The organism is Azospira sp. I09 (assembly GCF_009177135.1).
GTDB lineage: Bacteria > Pseudomonadota > Gammaproteobacteria > Burkholderiales > Rhodocyclaceae > Azospira > Azospira oryzae.
Genome location: NZ_AP021844.1, coordinates 2,084,526 through 2,104,478 on the forward strand (window position 1 = coordinate 2,084,526; position 19,953 = coordinate 2,104,478).

The 19,953-nt window shown below is 64.9% G+C and carries 18 protein-coding genes; 4 read left to right on the plus strand and 14 right to left on the minus strand.

What is annotated here, in order from left to right; genetic code table 11:
• Nucleotides 1-44: 44 nt before the first annotated feature.
• From AZSP09_RS09690 to AZSP09_RS09715, 6 genes are all read right to left on the minus strand, one after another.
• On the minus strand, nucleotides 45-443 hold the full coding sequence (locus AZSP09_RS09690) for an acyl-CoA thioesterase (protein ID WP_152089916.1): 399 nt from the start codon (nucleotides 441-443) through the stop codon (nucleotides 45-47).
• On the minus strand, nucleotides 436-2,367 hold the full coding sequence (locus AZSP09_RS09695) for a 3-hydroxyacyl-CoA dehydrogenase NAD-binding domain-containing protein (protein WP_442858685.1): 1,932 nt from the start codon (nucleotides 2,365-2,367) through the stop codon (nucleotides 436-438). The genes AZSP09_RS09690 and AZSP09_RS09695 overlap by 8 nt, the downstream gene beginning before the upstream one ends.
• A 15-nt stretch (nucleotides 2,368-2,382) precedes the next feature.
• Nucleotides 2,383-3,327: a DegV family protein gene (locus AZSP09_RS09700; RefSeq protein WP_014235444.1), complete on the minus strand. Its 945-nt coding sequence runs from the start codon at nucleotides 3,325-3,327 to the stop codon at nucleotides 2,383-2,385.
• Between the two features lie 7 nt (nucleotides 3,328-3,334).
• Complete coding sequence (locus AZSP09_RS09705; RefSeq protein WP_152089918.1) at nucleotides 3,335-4,633, minus strand: acetyl-CoA C-acetyltransferase; 1,299 nt, start codon at nucleotides 4,631-4,633, stop codon at nucleotides 3,335-3,337.
• 102 nt (nucleotides 4,634-4,735) lie between these two features.
• Nucleotides 4,736-7,072, minus strand: a complete 2,337-nt coding sequence (locus tag AZSP09_RS09710) for an acyl-CoA dehydrogenase (RefSeq protein ID WP_152089919.1) — start codon at nucleotides 7,070-7,072, stop codon at nucleotides 4,736-4,738.
• An 86-nt stretch (nucleotides 7,073-7,158) separates the two neighbouring features.
• Nucleotides 7,159-7,857 carry a TetR/AcrR family transcriptional regulator gene (locus AZSP09_RS09715; protein ID WP_152089920.1) on the minus strand — a complete coding sequence of 233 codons (699 nt, stop codon included), beginning with the start codon at nucleotides 7,855-7,857 and terminating at the stop codon, nucleotides 7,159-7,161.
• 282 nt (nucleotides 7,858-8,139) lie between these two features.
• Between AZSP09_RS09715 and AZSP09_RS09720 the strand changes: the two genes are divergently transcribed.
• The 4 genes from AZSP09_RS09720 to AZSP09_RS09735 are packed head-to-tail and all read left to right on the plus strand — an operon-like array spanning nucleotide 8,140 to nucleotide 15,152.
• Nucleotides 8,140-9,969: an ABCB family ABC transporter ATP-binding protein/permease gene (locus AZSP09_RS09720; RefSeq protein ID WP_152089921.1), complete on the plus strand. Its 1,830-nt coding sequence runs from the start codon at nucleotides 8,140-8,142 to the stop codon at nucleotides 9,967-9,969.
• A gap of 49 nt (nucleotides 9,970-10,018) precedes the next feature.
• Nucleotides 10,019-12,727: a CHASE domain-containing sensor histidine kinase gene (locus tag AZSP09_RS09725; protein ID WP_152089922.1), complete on the plus strand. Its 2,709-nt coding sequence runs from the start codon at nucleotides 10,019-10,021 to the stop codon at nucleotides 12,725-12,727.
• Nucleotides 12,724-13,617 carry an ATP-binding response regulator gene (locus tag AZSP09_RS09730; RefSeq protein WP_152089923.1) on the plus strand — a complete coding sequence of 298 codons (894 nt, stop codon included), beginning with the start codon at nucleotides 12,724-12,726 and terminating at the stop codon, nucleotides 13,615-13,617. The genes AZSP09_RS09725 and AZSP09_RS09730 overlap by 4 nt, the downstream gene beginning before the upstream one ends.
• Nucleotides 13,614-15,152 (plus strand): SpoIIE family protein phosphatase, encoded by a 1,539-nt coding sequence (locus AZSP09_RS09735; RefSeq protein WP_152089924.1) that lies wholly within the window; start codon nucleotides 13,614-13,616, stop codon nucleotides 15,150-15,152. The genes AZSP09_RS09730 and AZSP09_RS09735 overlap by 4 nt, the downstream gene beginning before the upstream one ends.
• Before the next feature lie 95 nt (nucleotides 15,153-15,247).
• On the opposite strand, the gene rplQ is transcribed toward AZSP09_RS09735, so the two are convergent.
• The 8 genes from rplQ to secY all read right to left on the minus strand — a co-directional run bounded on the left by rplQ (nucleotide 15,248) and on the right by secY (nucleotide 19,953).
• Complete coding sequence (gene rplQ, locus AZSP09_RS09740; protein WP_014235452.1) at nucleotides 15,248-15,646, minus strand: 50S ribosomal protein L17; 399 nt, start codon at nucleotides 15,644-15,646, stop codon at nucleotides 15,248-15,250.
• Nucleotides 15,647-15,674: 28 nt separating this feature from the next.
• Nucleotides 15,675-16,649, minus strand: coding sequence for a DNA-directed RNA polymerase subunit alpha (locus AZSP09_RS09745; protein WP_014235453.1), 975 nt, complete (start codon nucleotides 16,647-16,649; stop codon nucleotides 15,675-15,677).
• Nucleotides 16,650-16,686: 37 nt separating this feature from the next.
• The gene (rpsD, locus tag AZSP09_RS09750) at nucleotides 16,687-17,316 is read right to left on the minus strand and encodes a 30S ribosomal protein S4 (protein WP_014235454.1); all 630 of its coding nucleotides are present in this window, start codon (nucleotides 17,314-17,316) and stop codon (nucleotides 16,687-16,689) included.
• A 10-nt stretch (nucleotides 17,317-17,326) separates the two neighbouring features.
• Nucleotides 17,327-17,716: a 30S ribosomal protein S11 gene (rpsK, locus tag AZSP09_RS09755; protein WP_014235455.1), complete on the minus strand. Its 390-nt coding sequence runs from the start codon at nucleotides 17,714-17,716 to the stop codon at nucleotides 17,327-17,329.
• Between the two features lie 11 nt (nucleotides 17,717-17,727).
• Nucleotides 17,728-18,090: a 30S ribosomal protein S13 gene (rpsM, locus tag AZSP09_RS09760; RefSeq protein WP_014235456.1), complete on the minus strand. Its 363-nt coding sequence runs from the start codon at nucleotides 18,088-18,090 to the stop codon at nucleotides 17,728-17,730.
• 98 nt (nucleotides 18,091-18,188) lie between these two features.
• Entirely contained in the window at nucleotides 18,189-18,302 is a 114-nt protein-coding gene (gene rpmJ, locus AZSP09_RS09765) for a 50S ribosomal protein L36 (protein ID WP_014235457.1), read from the minus strand.
• A 79-nt stretch (nucleotides 18,303-18,381) separates the two neighbouring features.
• Complete coding sequence (infA, locus tag AZSP09_RS09770; RefSeq protein WP_014235458.1) at nucleotides 18,382-18,600, minus strand: translation initiation factor IF-1; 219 nt, start codon at nucleotides 18,598-18,600, stop codon at nucleotides 18,382-18,384.
• Nucleotides 18,601-18,627: 27 nt separating this feature from the next.
• The gene (gene secY / locus AZSP09_RS09775) at nucleotides 18,628-19,953 is read right to left on the minus strand and encodes a preprotein translocase subunit SecY (RefSeq protein WP_014235459.1); all 1,326 of its coding nucleotides are present in this window, start codon (nucleotides 19,951-19,953) and stop codon (nucleotides 18,628-18,630) included.

Genomic DNA, 19,953 nt, shown 5'->3' on the forward strand with positions numbered 1-19,953 from the left:
TGTGGTTGTGTGGGAAATGGACTTCCCGGATAAAACACCTGCTTTCAGCCCTCCGCCGGCATCTCCCGCTTGTTGCCGCTGACATCGATGGCGACGTAGGTCAGGGTGGCTTCCGTCACCTTGACCGTGATGGGCTTGAAATAGTTGCGTTCGGCATAAACCTCCACATTGAGCGTGATGGAAGTTTTGCCGACCCGGACGATGTCGGTGTAGAAGCTCACCACATCGCCGGTGGAAATCGGTTGCTTGAACTGGAAGGCATTGACGGCCACCGTGGCCACCCGTCCGCGGGCCCGACGCATGGCGGCGACGCCGCCGGCAATGTCCACCTGGGACATGACCCAGCCGCCGAAGATGTCGCCGTTCGGATTCATGTCCGACGGCATGGTCATCAGGCGCAGGGTGGGTTGCTTTTCGGGCAGTTGGACGGGGATTTCAGGCATGTCGGCTCCTAGCGTAGTTGAGGGGTCCGCCCGTGAAGGGGGCGAAACCGGTGCCGAATATTACGCCGGCGTCCGCCAGCTCGGCATCCGCTACGACACCTGCATCGACCAATTGTTGCGTCCGCTGCAGCAGGGGCTGCACCAACCGTTCGGCCAGACCGGCCGGCACTGCGCCCGCCGCCCCCTTCTGGATCTTGCCGGCCGGATAGGCGTAGAAACCCTTGCCGCTCTTGCGCCCCAGATCGCCGCGCTCGAAGCGCTGCACCAGGCACTTGGGCGGCTCCGTACCGTTGCCGGCCAGGGCCTTGCCGGCCGCCATGGCAATATCCAGGCCGACGGTATCGGCCAGTTCGATGGGGCCCATGGGCATGCCGAAGGCCAGGGCCGCTTCATCCACCGTCTCCGGGGCGATGCCCTCGTCCACGCAGCGCATGGCTTCCAGCAGGTAGGGGCCGAGCACGGCATTGACCAGGAAACCAGGGGCGCTCTGCACCGGCAGGGGCAGCTTGTCGATGCCGCGCACGAAGGCGCAGGCCTGGCGCGTCACTTCCACATCGCCGCCCGCGGCCGTCACCACCTCCACCAGGGGCATCTTCGCCACCGGGTTGAAGAAGTGGATGCCCACCAGGCGTTCCGGCCGCTGCAGGACGGTACGGATGCCCTCCAGCTTCAGGCTGGAGGTGTTGGTGGCCAGCACGGCATCGGGCTTCATCCGGGCCTCCAGGCCCTTGAGCAGGCTGTGCTTGGCTTCCAGGTTCTCGAAGATGGCCTCGATGACCACGTCGGCGTGGGCGGCACCATGGCCTTCCGGATCGGGGATGAGCCGGTCCATGACGGCGCGCAGCTGCAGCTTGTCCCTGATGCGCCGGGCAAAGCCGGCGTGGGCCCGCTTGATGGCCGGAGCGATGCGCTCCACGTTCTGGTCCTGCAGGGTCACGGTGAGGCCGCGGCCGGCGCACCAGGCGGCGATGTCGCCCCCCATGACGCCGGCCCCCACCACGTGCACCCGTTTGGCGACGAAAGCGGAATCCTTGCCGAAAGCCTTCAGCCGCTCCTGCAGGTGGAATACCCGCACCAGGTTGCGGGCGGTGGCGGAACGGACGATGCGATCGGTGATCTCCGGCGCCGCCAGGGCGTTGCCGTCGTACTTGGCCCACAGGTCGATGATGGCGTAGGGTGCCGGATAGTGTTCGGGACGGGCCCGCTTGGCCACCTGCTTGCGCGCCTGGCCCGCCACCACGCCGCGCAGGGGGCCCAGGAAGAGGCGCTGCAGCAACGGCAGGGGCTTGCGGGACGGTGGGTTGAGGGCCAGCTGGCGGGCAGCGGATTCCATCACCCGGGGCGGCACGCACTCGTCGGCCAGGCCCAGGCGCTTGGCCTTTTTCGCATCCACGGTCTTGCCGGCCAGCATCAGGTCCAGGGCCACGGCGGGACCGACCCGCCGGGGCAGGCGCAGCATGCCACCCCAGCCGGGGAAGATGCCGAGCATGACTTCGGGCAGGCCCAGCTTGGTGCCCGGCTCGTCCACCACCAAAAGGGTACGGCAGGCCAGGGCCAGTTCCAGGCCGCCGCCCAGGCAGTGGCCCCGCACCAGGGCCAGGGTCGGATAGGGTACGGCGGCGAGGCGGTTGAACAGCTCCCAGCCCCGGGCCACCATGGCCTTGGCGGCCTCCGGCGAATCCAGCTGGTCGAATTCGGAAATGTCGGCCCCGGCAATGAAGCCGGCGCTCTTGGCGGAGCGGATGATGAGGGCCTTGGGCGGCTGACGATCGAGCTCGTCCAGCACGCCGGAGAGTTCGGCCATGACGGCCTTGGACAGGGAATTGGCACTCTCCCCGGCCTTGTCCAGGGACAGCCAGGCGAGGCCGTCGGCCTCCCGGGTGAGGTGCCAGTGCTGTTGGGTCAGGGAGGTTTGGGTATGCATGTTCATGGTCTACCTTCAGTGAAAGGTATGGCTACCGGCGGCAAAGGCCAGGGACACCGCCCCCGTGCCCACGTTGACCGCGGCGGTGTTGCTCATCATGGAAATCAGGATCTCGGCGCCCTTCTCCTGCACCGCCGCCGCCAGGTCGGCATAGCCGGGCAGGCCGGGCACGGTGGCCGGATCGCCGCCGTAGCTGATGCAGACGTGGGGCGACTCCAGGCCGGCCCGCACCTGCCGCGCCGCATTGGCGAAGAGGCGCTGCACGCCGGCCTCGAAGCCGCGCACCTTGGCGATGGAGCGGGTGACGTCCCGGTTGCAGTGCAGGATGGGCTTCATGTCCAGCATCTGGCCGAGCTTGTAGGTGCCCCAGTTGATGCTGCTGTCGCCCTTCTTGGCGGCCCGCTTGTAGATGTGGAAGAGGTCCGCCGGCACCAGGTAGGTGTGGATGTGGTCCACCAGCTGGCGCAGGCGGGTGCCGATCTCGCTGGGCGTGCCGCCGAGACGGATCAGGCGCACCGCTTCCGCCGCCAGCACGGCCTGGCCGGTGAACAGGTTGCGGCTGGAGAGCACGCACAGGCCGAAGCGGCCCGGCTTGCCGATTTCCCGGCGCGGGTCCTTGTACTTGGTGAGGACGGTGCGCGAGGCCTGCATGGCATGGTCGTAGATGGGGCTGCGCTCGCTGGTGATGGTGAGGACGAAGACGTAGTCGTAGTCGATCACCATCTTGTCCAGGAACACCTGCTCGATCTGGGCCGGGCTGTAGGGGAAGGACTCGGCAAAATCCTCGCTGCGCCGGTCCACATGGGTGGCGTAGAAGCGATGGGTCTCGTCCGGGTCGCGCCGGTCTTGGATCACCGCGCCGCCGATGCGCAGGGAGATGGGCAGGACCACGATCTCGTGCTCGTCGAGGAACTGCCGGGGCAGGTCGCAGCAGGAATCGACAATGATGCCGATGCGCATGGCGGCCTCAGCAGGTTTCCACCAGCATGGCACCGCCCTGGCCGCCGCCGATGCAGATGCTGGCGACGCCCTTCTTGCCGCCCCGGGCTTTCAGGGCATGCAACAGGTGCAGCACGATGCGGGCGCCGGAGGCGCCCACCGGATGGCCCTGGGCCACGGCACCGCCATCCACGTTGAGCCGGTCCTGGTCCAGGCTGCCCAGGGCACCGGGCAGGCCCAGTTCCTCGCGGCAGTAGATATCGTCTTCCCAGGCCCTGAGGCAGCCCAGCACCTGGGCGGCGAAGGCCTCGTTGATTTCCATCAGGTCCACATCGTTGAGCCCCAGGCCGTGACGCTGCAGGATGGGGGTCACCGCATGCACCGGGCCCAGGCCCATCTGGGAAGGATCGAGGCCGGCCCACTGGGCGTCCACGATGCGGCCCAGGGGCTCGAGCTTCCAGCGCTTGACGGCGCTTTCGGAAGCCAGCAGCAGCCAGGCGCCGCCGTCGGTGATCTGGGAACTGTTGGCCGGAGTGACCCGGCCGTATTTTTTGTCGAAGAAGGGCTTGAGCTTCTTCATCCCGTCCATGCTGGCATCGGCCCGCACGCCATCGTCCTCGGCATAGACGGTGCCGTCGTTGCCGACCAGGGGCACGATCTCGCCGAAGGCCTGCTTGGCCCGGCCGGCCATGACCCGCTGATGGGAGCGCACGGAAAAGGCATCCATCTCTTCCCGGCTGATGCCGAAGCGCCAAGCCAGGTTTTCCGCCGTCTGTCCCATCAAGAGGCCTACCACCGGATCGGTCAGGCCCTTCATCAGGCCGATCACCGGATTAAGCAGCACGCTGGGGCGCAGCTTGAGGAAGTGCCCGGCCTTCTGGCCCAGGGTCTTCATCTGCATCATGCCGGCGAACCACAACACCATGGCGTCGTTGTACAGCAGGGGCGCCCGGGACAGGGCGTCCACGCCGCCGGCCAGGACCAGTTCGGAACGACCGGACTGGATGTTGGCCATGGCCGAATCCAGGGCCTGCATGCCGGAGGCGCAGTTGCGCATCACCGTCCAGCCCGTCACCTTGTTGCCGCAGCCCAGGCGCAAGGCCGCCACCCGGCCGATATTCACCTCGTCCGGGCTGGGGCTGGCGCAGCCCAGCACCACCTCGTCCAGATCCTCCGGAGCAAAGGGCTGGCGGGCCAGAAGGGCCCGCCCGGCCTGCACGGCAAGATCGGCGGCCGAGAACGGGCCGGGCCCGTTCTTCGCCTTGAGGAACGGGGTGCGTGCCCCATCCACCACGTAGACCGGCTCAAATGCTTGCTGCTGGGCCATGTCTCTCTCCTTTGGTTTTGTCTTTTACGTTTCTGCTTGTAATCGTCCCGGGGTCACCCACAAGGGGCGCCCCGGGATCGTGGGTCCTGCTGGCAGGGCGGTTCAGGCCGCCTTGCGCACTTCCGGCTTGTTGAGGGCCGTGGCCACACCGAAGTCGGGGGCAAAGTCGTCCACACGGATGACGATGTCCCGCAGCTCGTTGCGCCGCTTGATCACTGCGTACTCGGCGGCGGACAGGACGCCGACCTCGTAGGCGGCCAGGGCCACGTCGCGCACGTTGGCGAGGGGGTTGCCGTCGAACTTGCCGCTCTTTTCCGCTTCTCGGATCTTGGCCTCGATGGGCTCGGCTTCCAGGGTGGCGGTCAGGGCCAGCTCGATGGCGCCCACGGCATCCGCTTCCGTCTTGGCGACGAAGCAGCCGGCGGTGAGGCGCTCCCGGGTGGCGCTGGGGGAGATCAGGGCCTTGGCCACCTGATGGCCGATGTCGTCGGACGGCACCACATGGGGACGGCCGAAGGGGAAGATGACCTTCTTCAGGAACCAGCCCACCAGCGGGCTCGGGTAGTTGGCGAGGACGCCGTCAAAGGCTTCCTGGGCCTGCACCAGGGAATCCTGCACCGACCAGTGCATCAGGGCTGCATCGGCCTGCTGCCGGCCTTCCGCCTCGTAGCGCTTCAAGGTGGCGGAGATCAGGTACATCTGGGCCAGGATGTCGCCGAGACGGGCGGAGATTTTTTCCTTGCGCTTCAGACCGCCGCCCAGGACCAGCATGGAGACGTCGGAAAGGAAGGCGAAGGCAGAGGAGAAGCGGGTCAGCTGCTGGTAGTAGCGGCGGGTCTCCGGCGCCACGTCGGCACCGACGCCGGCGAAGCGGGCACCGGTCAGGCCCAGCAGCAGGGCGCGCACGCCGTTGCCGATGGAGAAGCCCATGTGGCCGAACAGGGCCTTGTCGAAGCCGACCAGGTCGTTCTTCTGGGCGGCCTGCATTTCGGCCAGCACGAAGGGATGGCAGCGGATGGCGCCCTGGCCGAAGATGATCAGGCTGCGGGTGAGGATGTTGGCGCCTTCCACGGTGATGCCGATGGGAATCTGCTGGTAGGCGCGGCCGAGGAAGTTGGAGGGGCCGAGGCAGATGCCCTTGCCGCCGATCACGTCCATGCCGTCATTGACCACCTTGCGGGCCCGTTCGGTGACGTGGTACTTGGCGATGGCGGAGACCACGGAAGGCTTCTCGCCCAGATCGACGGCGCCGGCGGTCATGACCCGGGCGGCGTCCATCATGTAGGTGTAGGCGCCGATGCGGGTGAGGGCCTCTTCCACGCCTTCGAACTTGCCCACGGCCATCTTGAACTGGCTGCGCACCCGGGCGTAGGCGCCGACGGCGCGGGCGGTGAGCTTGGCCATGCCGGTGTTGGAGGACGGCAGGGAGATGGAGCGGCCGGCAGCCAGGCACTCCATCAGCATGCGCCAGCCCTGGCCGGCCATCCTGGGACCGCCGATGATGAACTCCAGGGGCATGAACACTTCCTTGCCCCGGGTCGGACCGTTGTGGAAGGCGGCGTTCAGGGGGAAGTGGCGGGCGCCGATTTCCACGCCGGGGTGGTCGTTGGGGACCAGGGCGCAGGTGATGCCGATATCCTTCTTGTCGCTCAGCAGGCCCTGGGGATCGTAGAGACGGAAGGCCAGGCCGAGCACGGTGCACACCGGGCCCAGGGTGATGTAGCGCTTGTCCCAGGTGACCTTCATGCCCAGCACTTCCTGGCCCTGCCACATGCCCTTGCAGACCACGCCGTAGTCGGGGATGGAGGCTGCATCGGAACCGGCCCAGGGGCTGGTGAGGGCGAAGGCGGGCACGTCGATGCCCTTGGCCAGGCGGGGCAGGTAGTGGTTCTTCTGCTCGTCGGTGCCGTAGTGCAGCAACAGCTCGGCCGGGCCGAGGGAGTTGGGCACCATGACGGACACGGCCAGGGCGGAGGAACGGGTGGACAGCTTGGTCACCACCTGGGAATGGGCGTAGGCGGAGAATTCCAGGCCGCCGTACTTCTTCGGGATGATCATGCCGAGGAAGCCCTTGTCCTTGATGTACTGCCACACGTCGGGCGGCAGGTCATACAGCTCGTGGGAGACCTTCCAGTCGTCGGTCATGGCGCAGGCCTGATCGACCTCGTTGTCCATGAAGGCCTGTTCTTCGGCCGTCAGCTTGGGCTGGGGATAGGCCATCAGCTTCTGCCAGTCGGGCTTGCCGCGGAACAGCTCGCCCTCCCACCAGACGCTGCCGGCTTCCAGCGCCTCCCGCTCCGTGTCGGACATCTGGGGCAGGATGCGCTTGTAAATGGAGAAAAGAGGCCGGCTGATCAGGGCCCGACGCAGAGGACGGACACTGATCAGCACGGCTAACGTCAAGAGTGTTGCCACACTCAACAGAGGGATGATGCTCATGGATGCTGTCTCCTTTTATGGTCTCGCGGCCAATCTGTGTCGGCTCTTCGAGTTGTTATTCCGTGGTTACGACAAGGTTTGCAACTTCAGCTTTCGAACTGGGGCAACTGGGCACGCAGGCCGCCGAGGAGGAAGGACATGAGCCGGGGCAGCAGCTTGTCCAGCCCCTCGTCCGCCTCCTGGGGCTCGATGCCCCAGTCGGTGACGATGCGCAGGGCGTCCGTACCGGCGATGGCGTAGGACGTGGCGCCGAGCATGAAATGGAAGCGCCAGACGATTTCCGCCTTGGGCACATCCGGCAGGGCCTTGAACAGGGCCTGCTTGTAACGGTCCACCACCCCGGCGTATTCCTCGGCGAAGAAGGCGCGGATGAAACCGGAGGGTTCGGTCATGGTACGGCCGATCAGGCGCAGGAAGGTGCGCCCGCCCAGGGCCTCGTGCTCGGCCATGCGGATCAGGGTGCCGAAGAAGGCATCGACGATCAGGGACGGCTTGAGGGGCTTGCCGGCGGCTTCGGCCTCCAGCTCGTCGAGGATGCGCAGGCGCTCCTGGTTGAGCCAGGTGAGACGGCGGCGGAACACTTCCTGGATCAGCTGTTCCTTGGAGCCGAAGTGGTAATTCACCCCGGCCAGATTGACCCCGGCGGCGCCGGTGATCATGCGCATGGAGGTCCCTTCGAACCCGTTCTCGGTGAACAGGTGTTCGGCGGCGTCAAGAATGCGCTCCCGGGTATCGGCGCTGTTCTTGGCATCGGCGGGCGGCAGGGACTGGGCAGCTTGGGTCATGTTGGGGCGAGCTGAATTCAAACGAGTGTTTGAATCATATGTTTAAAAAAAATGAAGTGCAATAGATTCGGTAAAGTTTTTTCAAGAGGTCTTTACACGGCCACCGGCACCGGTCTAAAAGCCAATAGGGACGCCACTTTCCAGGCATGGCAGGCCAGCAGGCCCGCCCCTTCTGCCTCCCGGGCCGGCGCCATTGCGTTACCACACCCCTGCCCGTCCCGCTGTCAGGAAATCCCGCACAAGTGCCGGGGCCCGGCGGCGGCCCCCTGCTAGAATTGGGCCATGCGCCGCTCATCCTCTGCCCACCTGCCCCGCCCTGCCGGCGAAGTCCATGCCTGGCCCACCATCCGCACCCTGTTTCCCTATCTGTGGCAGTACAAGTGGCGGGTTTCCGCCGCCCTGATCGCCCTGGTCAGCGCCAAGCTGGCCAGCGTCGCCGTGCCCCTGGTGTTCAAGCAGATGATCGACAGCCTGTCGCCCCAGGAGACGGCCCTGGTCCTGCCGGTGCTGCTGCTCCTGCTCTACGGCGGCCTGCGCTTCGGCACCGCCCTGTTCACCGAGCTGCGGGAAATGCTCTTCGCCCGGGTCACCCAGCGGGCGGTGCGGCGCATCGCCCTGGAGGTATTCCGCCACCTGCACTCCCTGTCCCTGCGTTTCCACCTGGACCGCCAGACCGGCGGCGTCTCCCGGGACATCGAACGGGGCTCCCGCTCCATCTCCAGCCTGATCAGCTACACCCTCTATTCCATCCTGCCCACCCTGGTGGAGCTGGGCCTGGTGCTGGGCATCCTGCTGACCCACTACGACTGGGTCTTCGCCGCCATCACCTCCGCCTCCCTGGTGGCCTACATCGTGTTCACCGTGCAGGTGAGCAACTGGCGCATCGGCATCCGCCGCGCCGTCAATGAAATGGACTCGGCCGCCAACTCCCGGGCCATCGACAGCCTGCTCAACTACGAGACGGTGAAGTACTTCAACAACGAGGACTACGAGGCCAGGCGCTACGACAGCCAGATGCAGCAGTGGGAAGACGCCGCCACCCGCAGCCAGGTCACTCTCTCCTTCCTCAACCTGGGGCAGCAGGCCATCATCGCCGCCGGCGTCACCCTGATGATGTGGCGCGCCACCGCCGGCGTGGTGGCCGGCACCATGACCATCGGCGACCTGGTGCTGGTCAATGCCTTCCTCATCCAGCTGTACATGCCCCTCAACTTCCTCGGCGTGGTGTACCGGGAAATCCGCCAGGCCCTCACCGACATCGAGCGCATGTTCAAGCTGCTCGGCGAAAACCGGGAAGTGGCCGACGCGCCGGACGCCATCGCCCTGCCCCCGGGCCCGGCGGAGGTGCGCTTCGAGGCGGTGGATTTCGCCTACGATGCAGCCCGCCCGATCCTGCACGACCTGTCTTTCACCATTCCCTCGGGCCACACCCTGGCGGTGGTGGGCCACTCCGGCGCCGGCAAGTCCACCCTGTCGCGCCTGCTCTACCGCTTCTACGACGTCAGCGGCGGCGCCATCCGCATCAACGGCCTGGACCTGCGCCAGATGACCCAGGACAGCCTGCGCAGCGCCATCGGCATCGTCCCCCAGGACACGGTGCTGTTCAACGACACCCTCATCTACAACATCCAGTACGGCCGCCCCGGCGCCACCCGGGAGGAAGCCATTGCCGCCGCCCGGGCCGCCCAGCTGGAAGCCTTCGTCGAATCCCTGCCGGAGAAGTGGGAAAGCCGGGTGGGCGAACGGGGCCTCAAGCTTTCCGGCGGCGAGAAGCAGCGGGTGGCCATCGCCCGGGCCCTGCTGAAGAACCCGCCCATCCTCATTTTCGACGAGGCCACCTCGGCCCTGGACTCCAAGACCGAGAAGGCCATCCAGGCCCAGCTGGAGCTGGCGGCCCGGGGCCGCACCACCCTCATCATCGCCCACCGCCTGTCCACCGTGATGGAGGCGGACGAAATCCTGGTGCTGGAGGCCGGCCGCATCGTCGAACGGGGCCGCCACGCCGAGCTGCTGGCCGCCGGCGGCGCCTACGCACAGATGTGGGCCCTGCAGCAGCAGGAAGAACTGGGCGCCGCCCTGGCAGACGACGCCCCCAGCCTGGAGCCGGCCTGATGCGCCGAACCGTGCCGGCACCGGCGGCGATGACGGCGGCCGCCTGACCATGTCCAGATCCGCCCACCCCAGCCTGCCCTCCCGCGCCCGCCGCCGGCTGCGGCGCCAGCCCCTGCCGCCGCGGCTCACCGCCCTGGTGGTGCTGGTGGTGCCCATGGCCATGACCCTGTTCAGCTGGCAGCAGCTGCGCCACATCGAACAGCAGCAGGCCAGCGCCGCCTTCTCCCGGGAAGCCTCCCGGGTCTCCGCGGCGATGGAGGAACGGCTCAACGACTACGCCCAGGTGCTGCGCGGCGGCTCCGGCTTCCTCCACGCCACCCCCAATCCATCCCGCCAGGCCTGGCACCAGTTCAGCGAACAGCTGGAACTGTCGCGCAAGGTGCCGGGCATGCTGGTGCTGGGCTACCTGCCCCGGGTGGCGGCAGCCGACTTGCCGGCCTTCACCCAGCGCATGCGGGAGCGGGAAGGCGTCACCGGTTTTTCGGTGCGCCCCCCCGGGCCCCGGGATGAATACTACCCGGTGGCCTTCATGGCGCCGGAGGCGCCCCTGCGCAGCGCCTTCGGCTTCGACGTGGCCTCCGAACCGACCCGCCGGGAGGTGCTGCAGGCCGCCCGGGACATGGGCGTGGTGGCCATGTCCGGCCCCATCCGCCTGATGGCGGACCCGGAACATGCTTCCCCCAGCCTGCTCATGGTCGCCCCCCTGTACAGCACCAACGGCGTGCCGACCATCCAGGAGCAGCGGCGGCAGGCACTGCAGGGCTATGTCTTCACCCTGTTCCGGGTGGATGAATTCGTCGACAGCCTCAGCCTCAGCGGCAGCGCCCAACTCAATATCCGCATCAGCGACGACAGCGGCGGCAGCAGCCAGATCAAACACCTCTACGGTGCCAGCGGCAGCGGCCCCAGCAATCCCCTGTCCGAGGAGCGCAGCTTCTACTTCGGCGGCCGTTCCTGGCAGCTGCACCTGGAAAGCCAGGACCCGCCGGAGCAGGGCCCCGAGCTGCCCAGTTCCCGCATCCTGCTTTTTTCCGGCACCGCCATCAGCATGCTGCTGGCCCTCCTGACCCTGCGTCTGGGCAGCCGGCGCAGCTTCGCTGAACAGCTGGCCCGCCGCCTCAGCCACGAATGGGCAGAGGCCAACAGCCGCCTCACCGGCGTCTTCGCCGCCCTGCCCGACCTCATGTTCGAGCTGGACCGGGACCGCTGCTTCCGCCACTATCACGCCCCCAACGAAGGCGAGCTGTTCGTGCCGCCCCACAGCTTCCTCGGTCGCCATCCCCGGGACATCCTGCCGGCCTCCCTGGTAACGCAGCTGGAGCAGTGCTGCGACCGGATCGATGCCGGTGTGCGCCTGCAGATCATGGAGTACCAGCTGCCCCGCCACGACGGCGAGATCGGCGAGTACGAGGCCCGCATCACGGCCATCGGCGAAGGCGGCTACCTGATGGTGGTGCGCAACGTCTCCGAGGTGCGCCGCACCCAGCAGGCCCTGCTGCAGGCCAACGCCCGCATGAAGTCGGTGTTCGACTCGGCCACCGAAGTCTCCATCATCACCACCGACACCGAAGGTCTGATCACGGTGTTCAACCGGGGGGCGGAGAAGATGCTCGGCTACAGCGCTGCGGCCATGGTCGGCCAGGCCACCCCCGCCATCCTGCACCTGCCGGAGGAGGTGGAGGCCAGGGCTGCCGAACTGAGCCGGGAATTCGGCTGGAAGATCCAGGGCTTCGAGGTCTTCGTCACCCGGGCCCGCCTCACCGGAGCGGAGCGGCGCGAGTGGACCTATGTGCGCCAGGACGGCAGCCACCTGACGGTGAGCCTGGTGGTGACGGCCGTCTACGATGAAGCCCACAACGTCACCGGCTTCCTCGGCGTGGCCGTGGACATTACCGCCCTGAAGACGGCGGAGGCCGAGTTGCGCCGACACCGGGACCATCTGCAGGAGCTGGTCAGCGAGCGCAGCGCCGACCTGCTGGTGGCCAAGGAGGCGGCGGAGTATGCCAACCACACCAAGTCCGAATTCCTCGCCAACATGTCCCATGAACTGCGCACCCCGATGCACGCCATCCTCAGCTTTGCCGGCCTGGGCCTGAGTCGGGCCGGCAGCATTCCGGGGGCGGAAAAGCTCAACCACTATTTCCAGCGCATCCGGGAAAGCGGGGAGCGGCTTCTGGCCCTGGTGAACGACCTGCTCGACCTGTCCAAGCTTGAGGCGGGCAAGATGTCCTTCGAGCCGCGGCCGGTGAATCTGCGCCCCCTGATCCGGGAGGCCGCCGGCGAAATGGAGTCCCTGCTGCAGGAGAAGAGCCTGCATCTGGTGCTCGACGAACGGGGGCCGGCAGAGGTTTACTGCGACCCCCTGCGCTTCGGCCAGCTGATCCGCAACCTGCTCTCCAACGCCATCAAGTTCTCCCCCGTTGGCGGCGTCATCCAGGTGGGCTTTGCCCCCACCACGCTCTCTTCGGGCCGCCGCAGCGGCGACCGGGGCAATCGCAGCGCCGTGGAGATGACGGTGCGCGACGAAGGGGTCGGCATTCCGGTGGACGAACGGGAACTGGTCTTCGACAAGTTCGCCCAGAGCAGCAAAACCAAGACCGGCGCCGGCGGCACCGGCCTCGGGCTGGCAATATGTCGCGAAATCGCCCTGGCCCATCGCGGTACCATTGTGGCCAGAGGCAACGACGGCCCCGGCACCTGCCTCGCCGTGACCCTGCCGACCCCGGAAGCCAGCCCCTCCATCGAGGATAGAGCATGACCCATCACCTGCTGATAGTGGACGACGAGCCCCTCAACCTGGAAATCCTGTCCGAGTATTTCGACGGCCAGGGCTACCGCCTGAGCATGGCGGAGAACGGCGAGGTGGCCTGGGCCATGCTGAGGCAGCACCCGGACGTGGATCTGGTGCTGCTCGACCGCATGATGCCCGGCATCGATGGCGTCGAGTTGCTCAAGCGCATCAAGGCCGACCCGGAACTGAAGCCCATTCCGGTCATCATGCAGACTGCCGCCTCCGCCCCAGAACAGGTGCGGGAAGGACTGCTGGCCGGCGCCCTGTACTACCTGACCAAGCCCTACGAGCGGGACTCCCTGCTCTCCATCGTGCGTGCCGCTCTCACCGACGGCAACACCCGCCGCGATCTGCAACAGCGCCTGCGCGAGCACACCAATGCCCTGCGCCTGATGGAGTCGGCCCGTTTCAGCCTGTCCACCCTGGACGAAGTCGGCTGCCTGGCCGTCTTCCTGGCCCAGGCCTGTCCCGAACCGGAAGGGGCCGTCCTCGGACTGTCCGAGTTGCTGGTCAATGCCATCGAGCACGGCAACCTGGGCATTTCCTATGAGGAGAAATCATCCCTGAAACGCAGTGACCGCTGGCAGGAGGAAATCAGCCGCCGCCTGCAATTGCCGGAGAATGCAGGCAAGCGGGTGGATGTCACTTTCGAACGGGACGGGAGCACCATCCGCATCTGCATCACCGACCAGGGCGAGGGCTTCGACTGGAGCCGCTACCTGGATTTCGATCCGGCCCGGGCCTTCGACCCCAACGGCCGCGGCATTGCCATGGCCCGCCTGGGCAGCTTCCAGGACCTGCAGTACCAGGGCAAGGGCAACGTGGTCCTGGCCACCATCGGCGAGACGCTCCCGTGACGCGCAAGAGCCCGCCACTGCGCATTCTGGTGGCCGACGACTCCCCCAGCATCCGCCAGATTCTGCTGGCCCTGCTGGGGCGCCAGGGACACCAGGTGATCGCAGCCGAGGACGGCCAGCAGGCCCTGGATCTGTTCCACCGCCACCAGCCCGACCTGCTGCTGCTCGACATCATGATGCCTGTCCTCGACGGCATGGAGGTGGCACGGCGTATCCGGGCAGAAAAGCTGGATCGCTGGGTGCCCATCATTTTCCTCTCGGCCCTGGACCGGCGCGAGAATCTGGTGGCGGGCCTGGAGGCTGGCGGCGACGACTTCCTCGCCAAGCCCCTGGATTTTGCCCTGCTCGATGCCCGCATCCGCTCCATGCACAAGGCCCTGGACCTGCAACGCCAGGCGCGGGAGTCCTATCGGCAGTTGAAGGCCATTTCCGACAACGTCCTCGACGCCATCGTCACCATCGACGTCCACGGCCGCATCCTCTCCTGCAATCAGGCCACCGAACGGATTCTCGGCTGGCGCCCGGAGGAACTGCGGGGCCAGAACGTCAATGTGCTGATGCCCGAGCCCTATCACTCGAGCCACAACGACTACATGCGGGCCTACGTGGAAGGCGGCCCGCCCAATGTCTTCGGCTACGGGCGCGAACGCCCCGCCCTGCGCAAGGACGGCACCGTCTTCCCCGCCGAGCTGGCGGTCACGGAAATCCGCGACGGTTCCCAGCGCATTTTCATCGGCCTGCTGCGGGACGTGACCGAACGCAAGAATGCCGAAATGAAGCTGATGGAGAATGCGGCGGCCCTGCAGCAGTACTACGATCAAGCAGAAGAGGAAAACCAGTTGGCCGCCCGCCTGCTGGACAAGCAGATGCTGCGCCCTGGACTGCAGGATAGCCATGTGCGCTACTGGCTCAGCGCCGCCAAGAACTTCAGCGGCGACGTGGTTGCCGCCACCCGCACCCCGGATGGTTCTCTGGTAGCCCTGCTGGCAGATGCGACGGGCCATGGCCTGACGGCGGCCATCAGCACCCTGCCCCTTCTCACCGTCTTCTATGGCATGGCGAATCGGGGGCTGCCCCTGGAAAGCATGGTGGGGGAGATGAACCGGCACCTGAAGGCATCCCTGCCCACCGGCCATTTTGTGGCGGCCAATGTGGTTCTCCTTGATCCGGCTAGCGGCACCGGCCAGGCCTGGTGTGGAGGCATGCCGGAATCGTTGTTGTTGGACGGCGACGGGGAAGTCGTCCGGACCTTCGCCTCCCGCCACCTGCCATTCGGCATCCTCGGCACAGATGAATTTGAGACAAGCATTGACACCTTCCCGTGCACACCAGGGCATCAGCTGATGCTCTATTCCGACGGCTTTAAGGAAGCCGAGGGGAAGAACGGTGCCCAGCTTGGCCACGCCGGCTTGCGCGAAATCCTGCGGGGCGTGCCCCCCGAACAACGGCTAACCGCCCTGCAACAGGCATTGGCCGAGCACCTGGCCGGCAGCCCTGCTCAGGACGACATTTCCGTTTTGCTCCTGGATTGCTGACGCAACACGGAGGCAAAGTGTCGGCCCTGGGGCAAACGCAGGACGAAAAAAAAAGCCAGGCAAGCGCCTGGCTTTTTTCGTGGGATACTTCAGCCTTAGGCTGCAGCTTCCTCGGCAACTTCCACAGCTTCGCCTTCCGGGCGATCCAGCAGTTCGACCAGAGCCATCGGGGCGTTGTCGCCCTGACGGAAGCCGCACTTCAGGATGCGCAGGTAGCCGCCGTTGCGGGTGGCAAACCGGGGACCCAGCACGTCGAAGACCTTGACGACCATATCGCGGTCGCGCAGGCGGTCGAAGGCCAGACGGCGGTTAGCCAGGCTGGGCTTCTTGCCCAGGGTGATGATCGGTTCCACCACGCGGCGCAGTTCTTTGGCCTTGGGCAGGGTGGTCTTGATCACTTCGTGCTTGAGCAGGGAATTGCTCATGTTGCGCAGCATGGCCAGACGGTGGGCGCTGGTCCGGTTCAGCTTGCGAAGACCGTTACGGTGACGCATTTTCTAATCCTCTCTCGTTCGGGCCGCGTTAGACTTTTTCCAGACCCGCGGGCGGCCAGTTTTCCAGCTTCATGCCCAGAGTCAGGCCGCGGGCGGCCAACACTTCCTTGATTTCATTCAGCGACTTGCGACCCAGGTTCGGGGTCTTCAGCAGCTCGTTCTCGGTCCGCTGAATCAGATCACCGATGTAATAGATGTTCTCGGCCTTGAGGCAATTGGCGGAGCGCACCGTCAGTTCCAGGTCATCCACCGGGCGCAGCAGGATCGGATCCACCTGCACCGGCTTCTGGGCCTCGACCATGGGGGCAGTGCCTTCCAGGTCGGCGAACACAGACAGTTGCTCCATCAGGATGCGGGCCGCAGTGCGGATCGCTTCCTCGGGCTCGATAACACCGTTGGTCTCGATGTCCATGACCAGCTTGTCCAGGTCGGTACGCTGCTCGACGCGAGCGCTTTCAACCAGATAGCTGACACGACGGACCGGGCTGAAAGAAGCATCCAGCACCAGTTGGCCGATATTCTTGGTATCACCCAGATTGCGCATGGTACCGGGGACATAGCCGCGGCCCTTTTCCACCTTGATCTCCATGGACAGCTTGCCGCCGGAGGAGATGTGGGCGATCACGTGATCGGGGTTGATGATCTCGACGTCGTGGGTGGTCTCAATATCGGAGGCGCGGACAATGCCCTCGCCATCCTTACTGAGCTTCAGCACGACTTCGTCGCGACCGTGGAGCTTGAAAACGATACCCTTCAGATTGAGAAGGATATCAACGACATCTTCCTGCACGCCATCGATGGTCGAGTACTCGTGCAGGACGCCGTCGATGCTCACGTCGGTCGGCGCGTAGCCGGGCATCGAGGAAAGCAGAATACGCCGCAGGGCATTGCCCAGGGTGTGACCGTAGCCGCGTTCAAACGGCTCCATCACAACCCGGGCCTGTACCGGCGACAGGCTCTGCACATCGATGATGCGCGGTTTCAGAAGTCCAGTGCTTTGCATGTGCTGTCCTTTGCCTGTTCAGTCAGCCTGCCTGGCATTACTTCGAATAAAGTTCGATGACCAGGCTTTCGTTGATGGTGGAAGGCAGTTCGGAACGGATCGGAGCAGCCTTGAAGGTGCCCTTGCCATTCTTCGCGTCCACATCCAGCCACTCGGGGAAGCCACGGGATTCGGCAGCCGCCAGGGCTGCCTTCACACGCAGGGAACCACGAGAGCGCTCGGTCAGCTCCACCACGTCGCCGGGGCGAACTTGGTAGGAGGGGATGTTCACACGCTTGCCATTCACCAGCACGCCGTTGTGACGGACGATCTGGCGGGATTCGGAGCGGGAGGCGCCGAAGCCCATGCGATAGGCCACGGAATCCAGACGGGACTCCAGCAGCTGCAGCAGGTTTTCGCCGGTCACGCCCTTACGACGGTCGGCTTCTTTGTACACGCTACGGAATTGGCCTTCCAGCACGCCGTAGATGCGACGGATCTTCTGCTTTTCACGCAGATGCACGCCGTAGTCGGACAGGCGCTGGCCAGACTTCTGGCCATGCTGACCGGGGGCGTAGGCACGGCGCTCAACAGAGCACTTGTCGGTGTAGCACTTCTCGCCTTTGAGAAAGAGCTTTTCGCCTTCGCGGCGGCACTGACGGCATTTCGGATCGAGGTTACGAGCCACGAGTCACTCCTTAAATGCGACGCTTCTTCGGCGGACGGCAGCCGTTATGCGGCACAGGCGTCACGTCGGAGATTGCGGTGATCTTCATACCCAGGGCGTTCAGGGCGCGCACGGCGGATTCGCGGCCGGGGCCGGGTCCCTTGATGCGCACTTCCAGATTCTTCACGCCACACTCTTGAGCAGCCTTGCCGGCAGCCTCGGCTGCCACCTGAGCGGCAAACGGAGTGGACTTGCGAGAGCCCTTGAAGCCAGCACCACCGGAGGTTGCCCAAGACAGGGCATTACCTTGACGGTCGGTGATGGTGATGATGGTGTTGTTGAACGAGGCGTGAATATGGGCAATGCCCTCGGCCACGTTCTTCTTGACCTTTTTACGTACTTTGGCAGCAGTCTTAGCCATTTCCTATCCTCTTATTTGCCCTTTTGGACAGCCTTGCGCGGGCCCTTGCGGGTACGCGCGTTGGTGCGGGTACGCTGACCACGCACGGGCAGACCCTTGCGGTGACGCAGGCCACGATAGCAGCCAAGGTCCATCAGACGCTTGATGCTCATGGTCACTTCACGGCGGAGGTCACCCTCGACAGTGAACTTACCAACTTCATCACGCAGGCGTTCCATCTCGGCGTCGGACAGGTCCTTCACCTTGGTCGAACGAACGACACCCGCTGCGTCACAGATCTTCTGTGCGCGGGTGCGACCAACGCCGAAAATCGCGGTCAACGCGATCTCAGCGTGTTTGTGGTTGGGAATATTTACCCCAGCGATACGGGCCATTAAGTCACCCCGGAAAAGCGAAACCTACAATTATACCGATGAATCGTACTTCGATTCAACCCGAATATCGACGCAACACCAGCTTTCGCCGGTTGCAATTAGCCCTGGCGCTGCTTATGGCGCGGATCAGTGCAAATCACGCGCACAATGCCATTGCGACGAATGATCTTGCAGTTGCGGCAAATCTTTTTTACCGATGCCAGCACTTTCATTTTTAGCTCCTTGATTCAGGGCGCTTGGCGCAGCCAGCCATTAACCCGATTACTTCTTAGCGTAGAGATTCTTGAAACCTTATTTGGCGCGGAAAACGATGCGGGCCCGGGATAAATCATAGGGCGTCAACTGCACCGTCACCTTGTCGCCTGGCAGGATACGGATGTAATGCATCCGCATCTTGCCGGATATGAAGCCGAGGACCATGTGGCCGTTTTCCAGCTTCACTCTGAACGTCGCATTGGGAAGGTTTTCTACCACCTCCCCCTGCATTTCAATCAGATCTTCCTTCGCCATCCTAGCTCTGGTCTGTCTGGAGCCGGCCTACTTCATTGCCGGGAAGCCACCGCCCTTGAAGTTAGCTTTCTTGAGCAGGCTTTCGTATTGATGGGACATGACATAGGCCTGGACCTGGGACATGAAATCCATGGTCACGACCACGATAATCAGCAAGGAAGTACCACCGAAATAGAACGGCACGTTCCACTTCAAAATCAGAAACTCGGGCAGCAGACACACCAGGGTGATGTAGCCGGCGCCAACCAGGGTCAGGCGCATGAGAATCTTGTCAATGTAGCGGGCAGTCTGCTCGCCAGGACGAATCCCGGGCACGAAGGCCCCGCTCTTCTTCAGGTTGTCCGCGGTTTCCTTGGAGTTGAACACCAGGGCGGTATAGAAGAAGCAGAAGAAGACGATCGCGGCGGCGTAGAGCATCACGTAGATCGGCTGGCCAGGCGACAGGGTGGCGGCAAAGTCCTTCAGCCAGCGCATGGATTCGCCGGAACCGAACCAGCCGGCAACGGTCGCCGGGAAAAGAATGATCGAGGAAGCGAAGATGGGGGGAATGACACCAGCCATGTTCAGCTTCAGCGGCAGATGGGAGCTCTGACCGCCATAAACCTTGTTGCCAACCTGGCGCTTGGCATAGTTGACCAGAATCTTGCGCTGGCCCCGCTCGACGAACACCACAAAGGCGGTGACGAAGAACACCAGAATCGAAATCACGATTGCGGTCAGCGGATGCATGGCACCGGTACGAACCAGCTCCAGCAGGCCGCCGATGGCGTTGGGCAGCCCCGCAGCGATACCGGCAAAGATGATGATGGAAATACCGTTGCCCAGGCCACGTTCGGTAATCTGTTCGCCCAGCCACATCAGGAACATGGTGCCCGTCAGCAGGGTGGCCACGGTCGTCAGGCGGAACAGGAAGCCAGGCTCCAGGACCAGCCCGGGCTGTGCCTCGAGGGCAATTGCGATGCCCAACCCCTGAAACAGGGCGAGCGCCACGGTGCCATAGCGGGTGTACTGGGTAATCTTGCGCCGCCCGGCTTCACCCTCCTTCTTCAGCGCCTCGAGCTGAGGGCTGGCCACCGCCATCAACTGCATGATGATGGAGGCAGAGATGTAGGGCATGATGCCCAGGGCGAAAATGGTAAAGCGAGACAGGGCGCCACCGGAGAACATGTTGAACATGCCCAGGATGCCGCCCTGCTGGCTTTGGAAGAGTTCGGCCAGCACATTGGCGTCAATCCCGGGAACCGGGATGTGGGCGCCGATGCGATAAACGACCAGGGCACCAAGCAGGAACCACAGACGGCGTTTCAGATCGCCGAACTTGCCGCCTTTGCTGACTACGTTATTGGTCGCCAA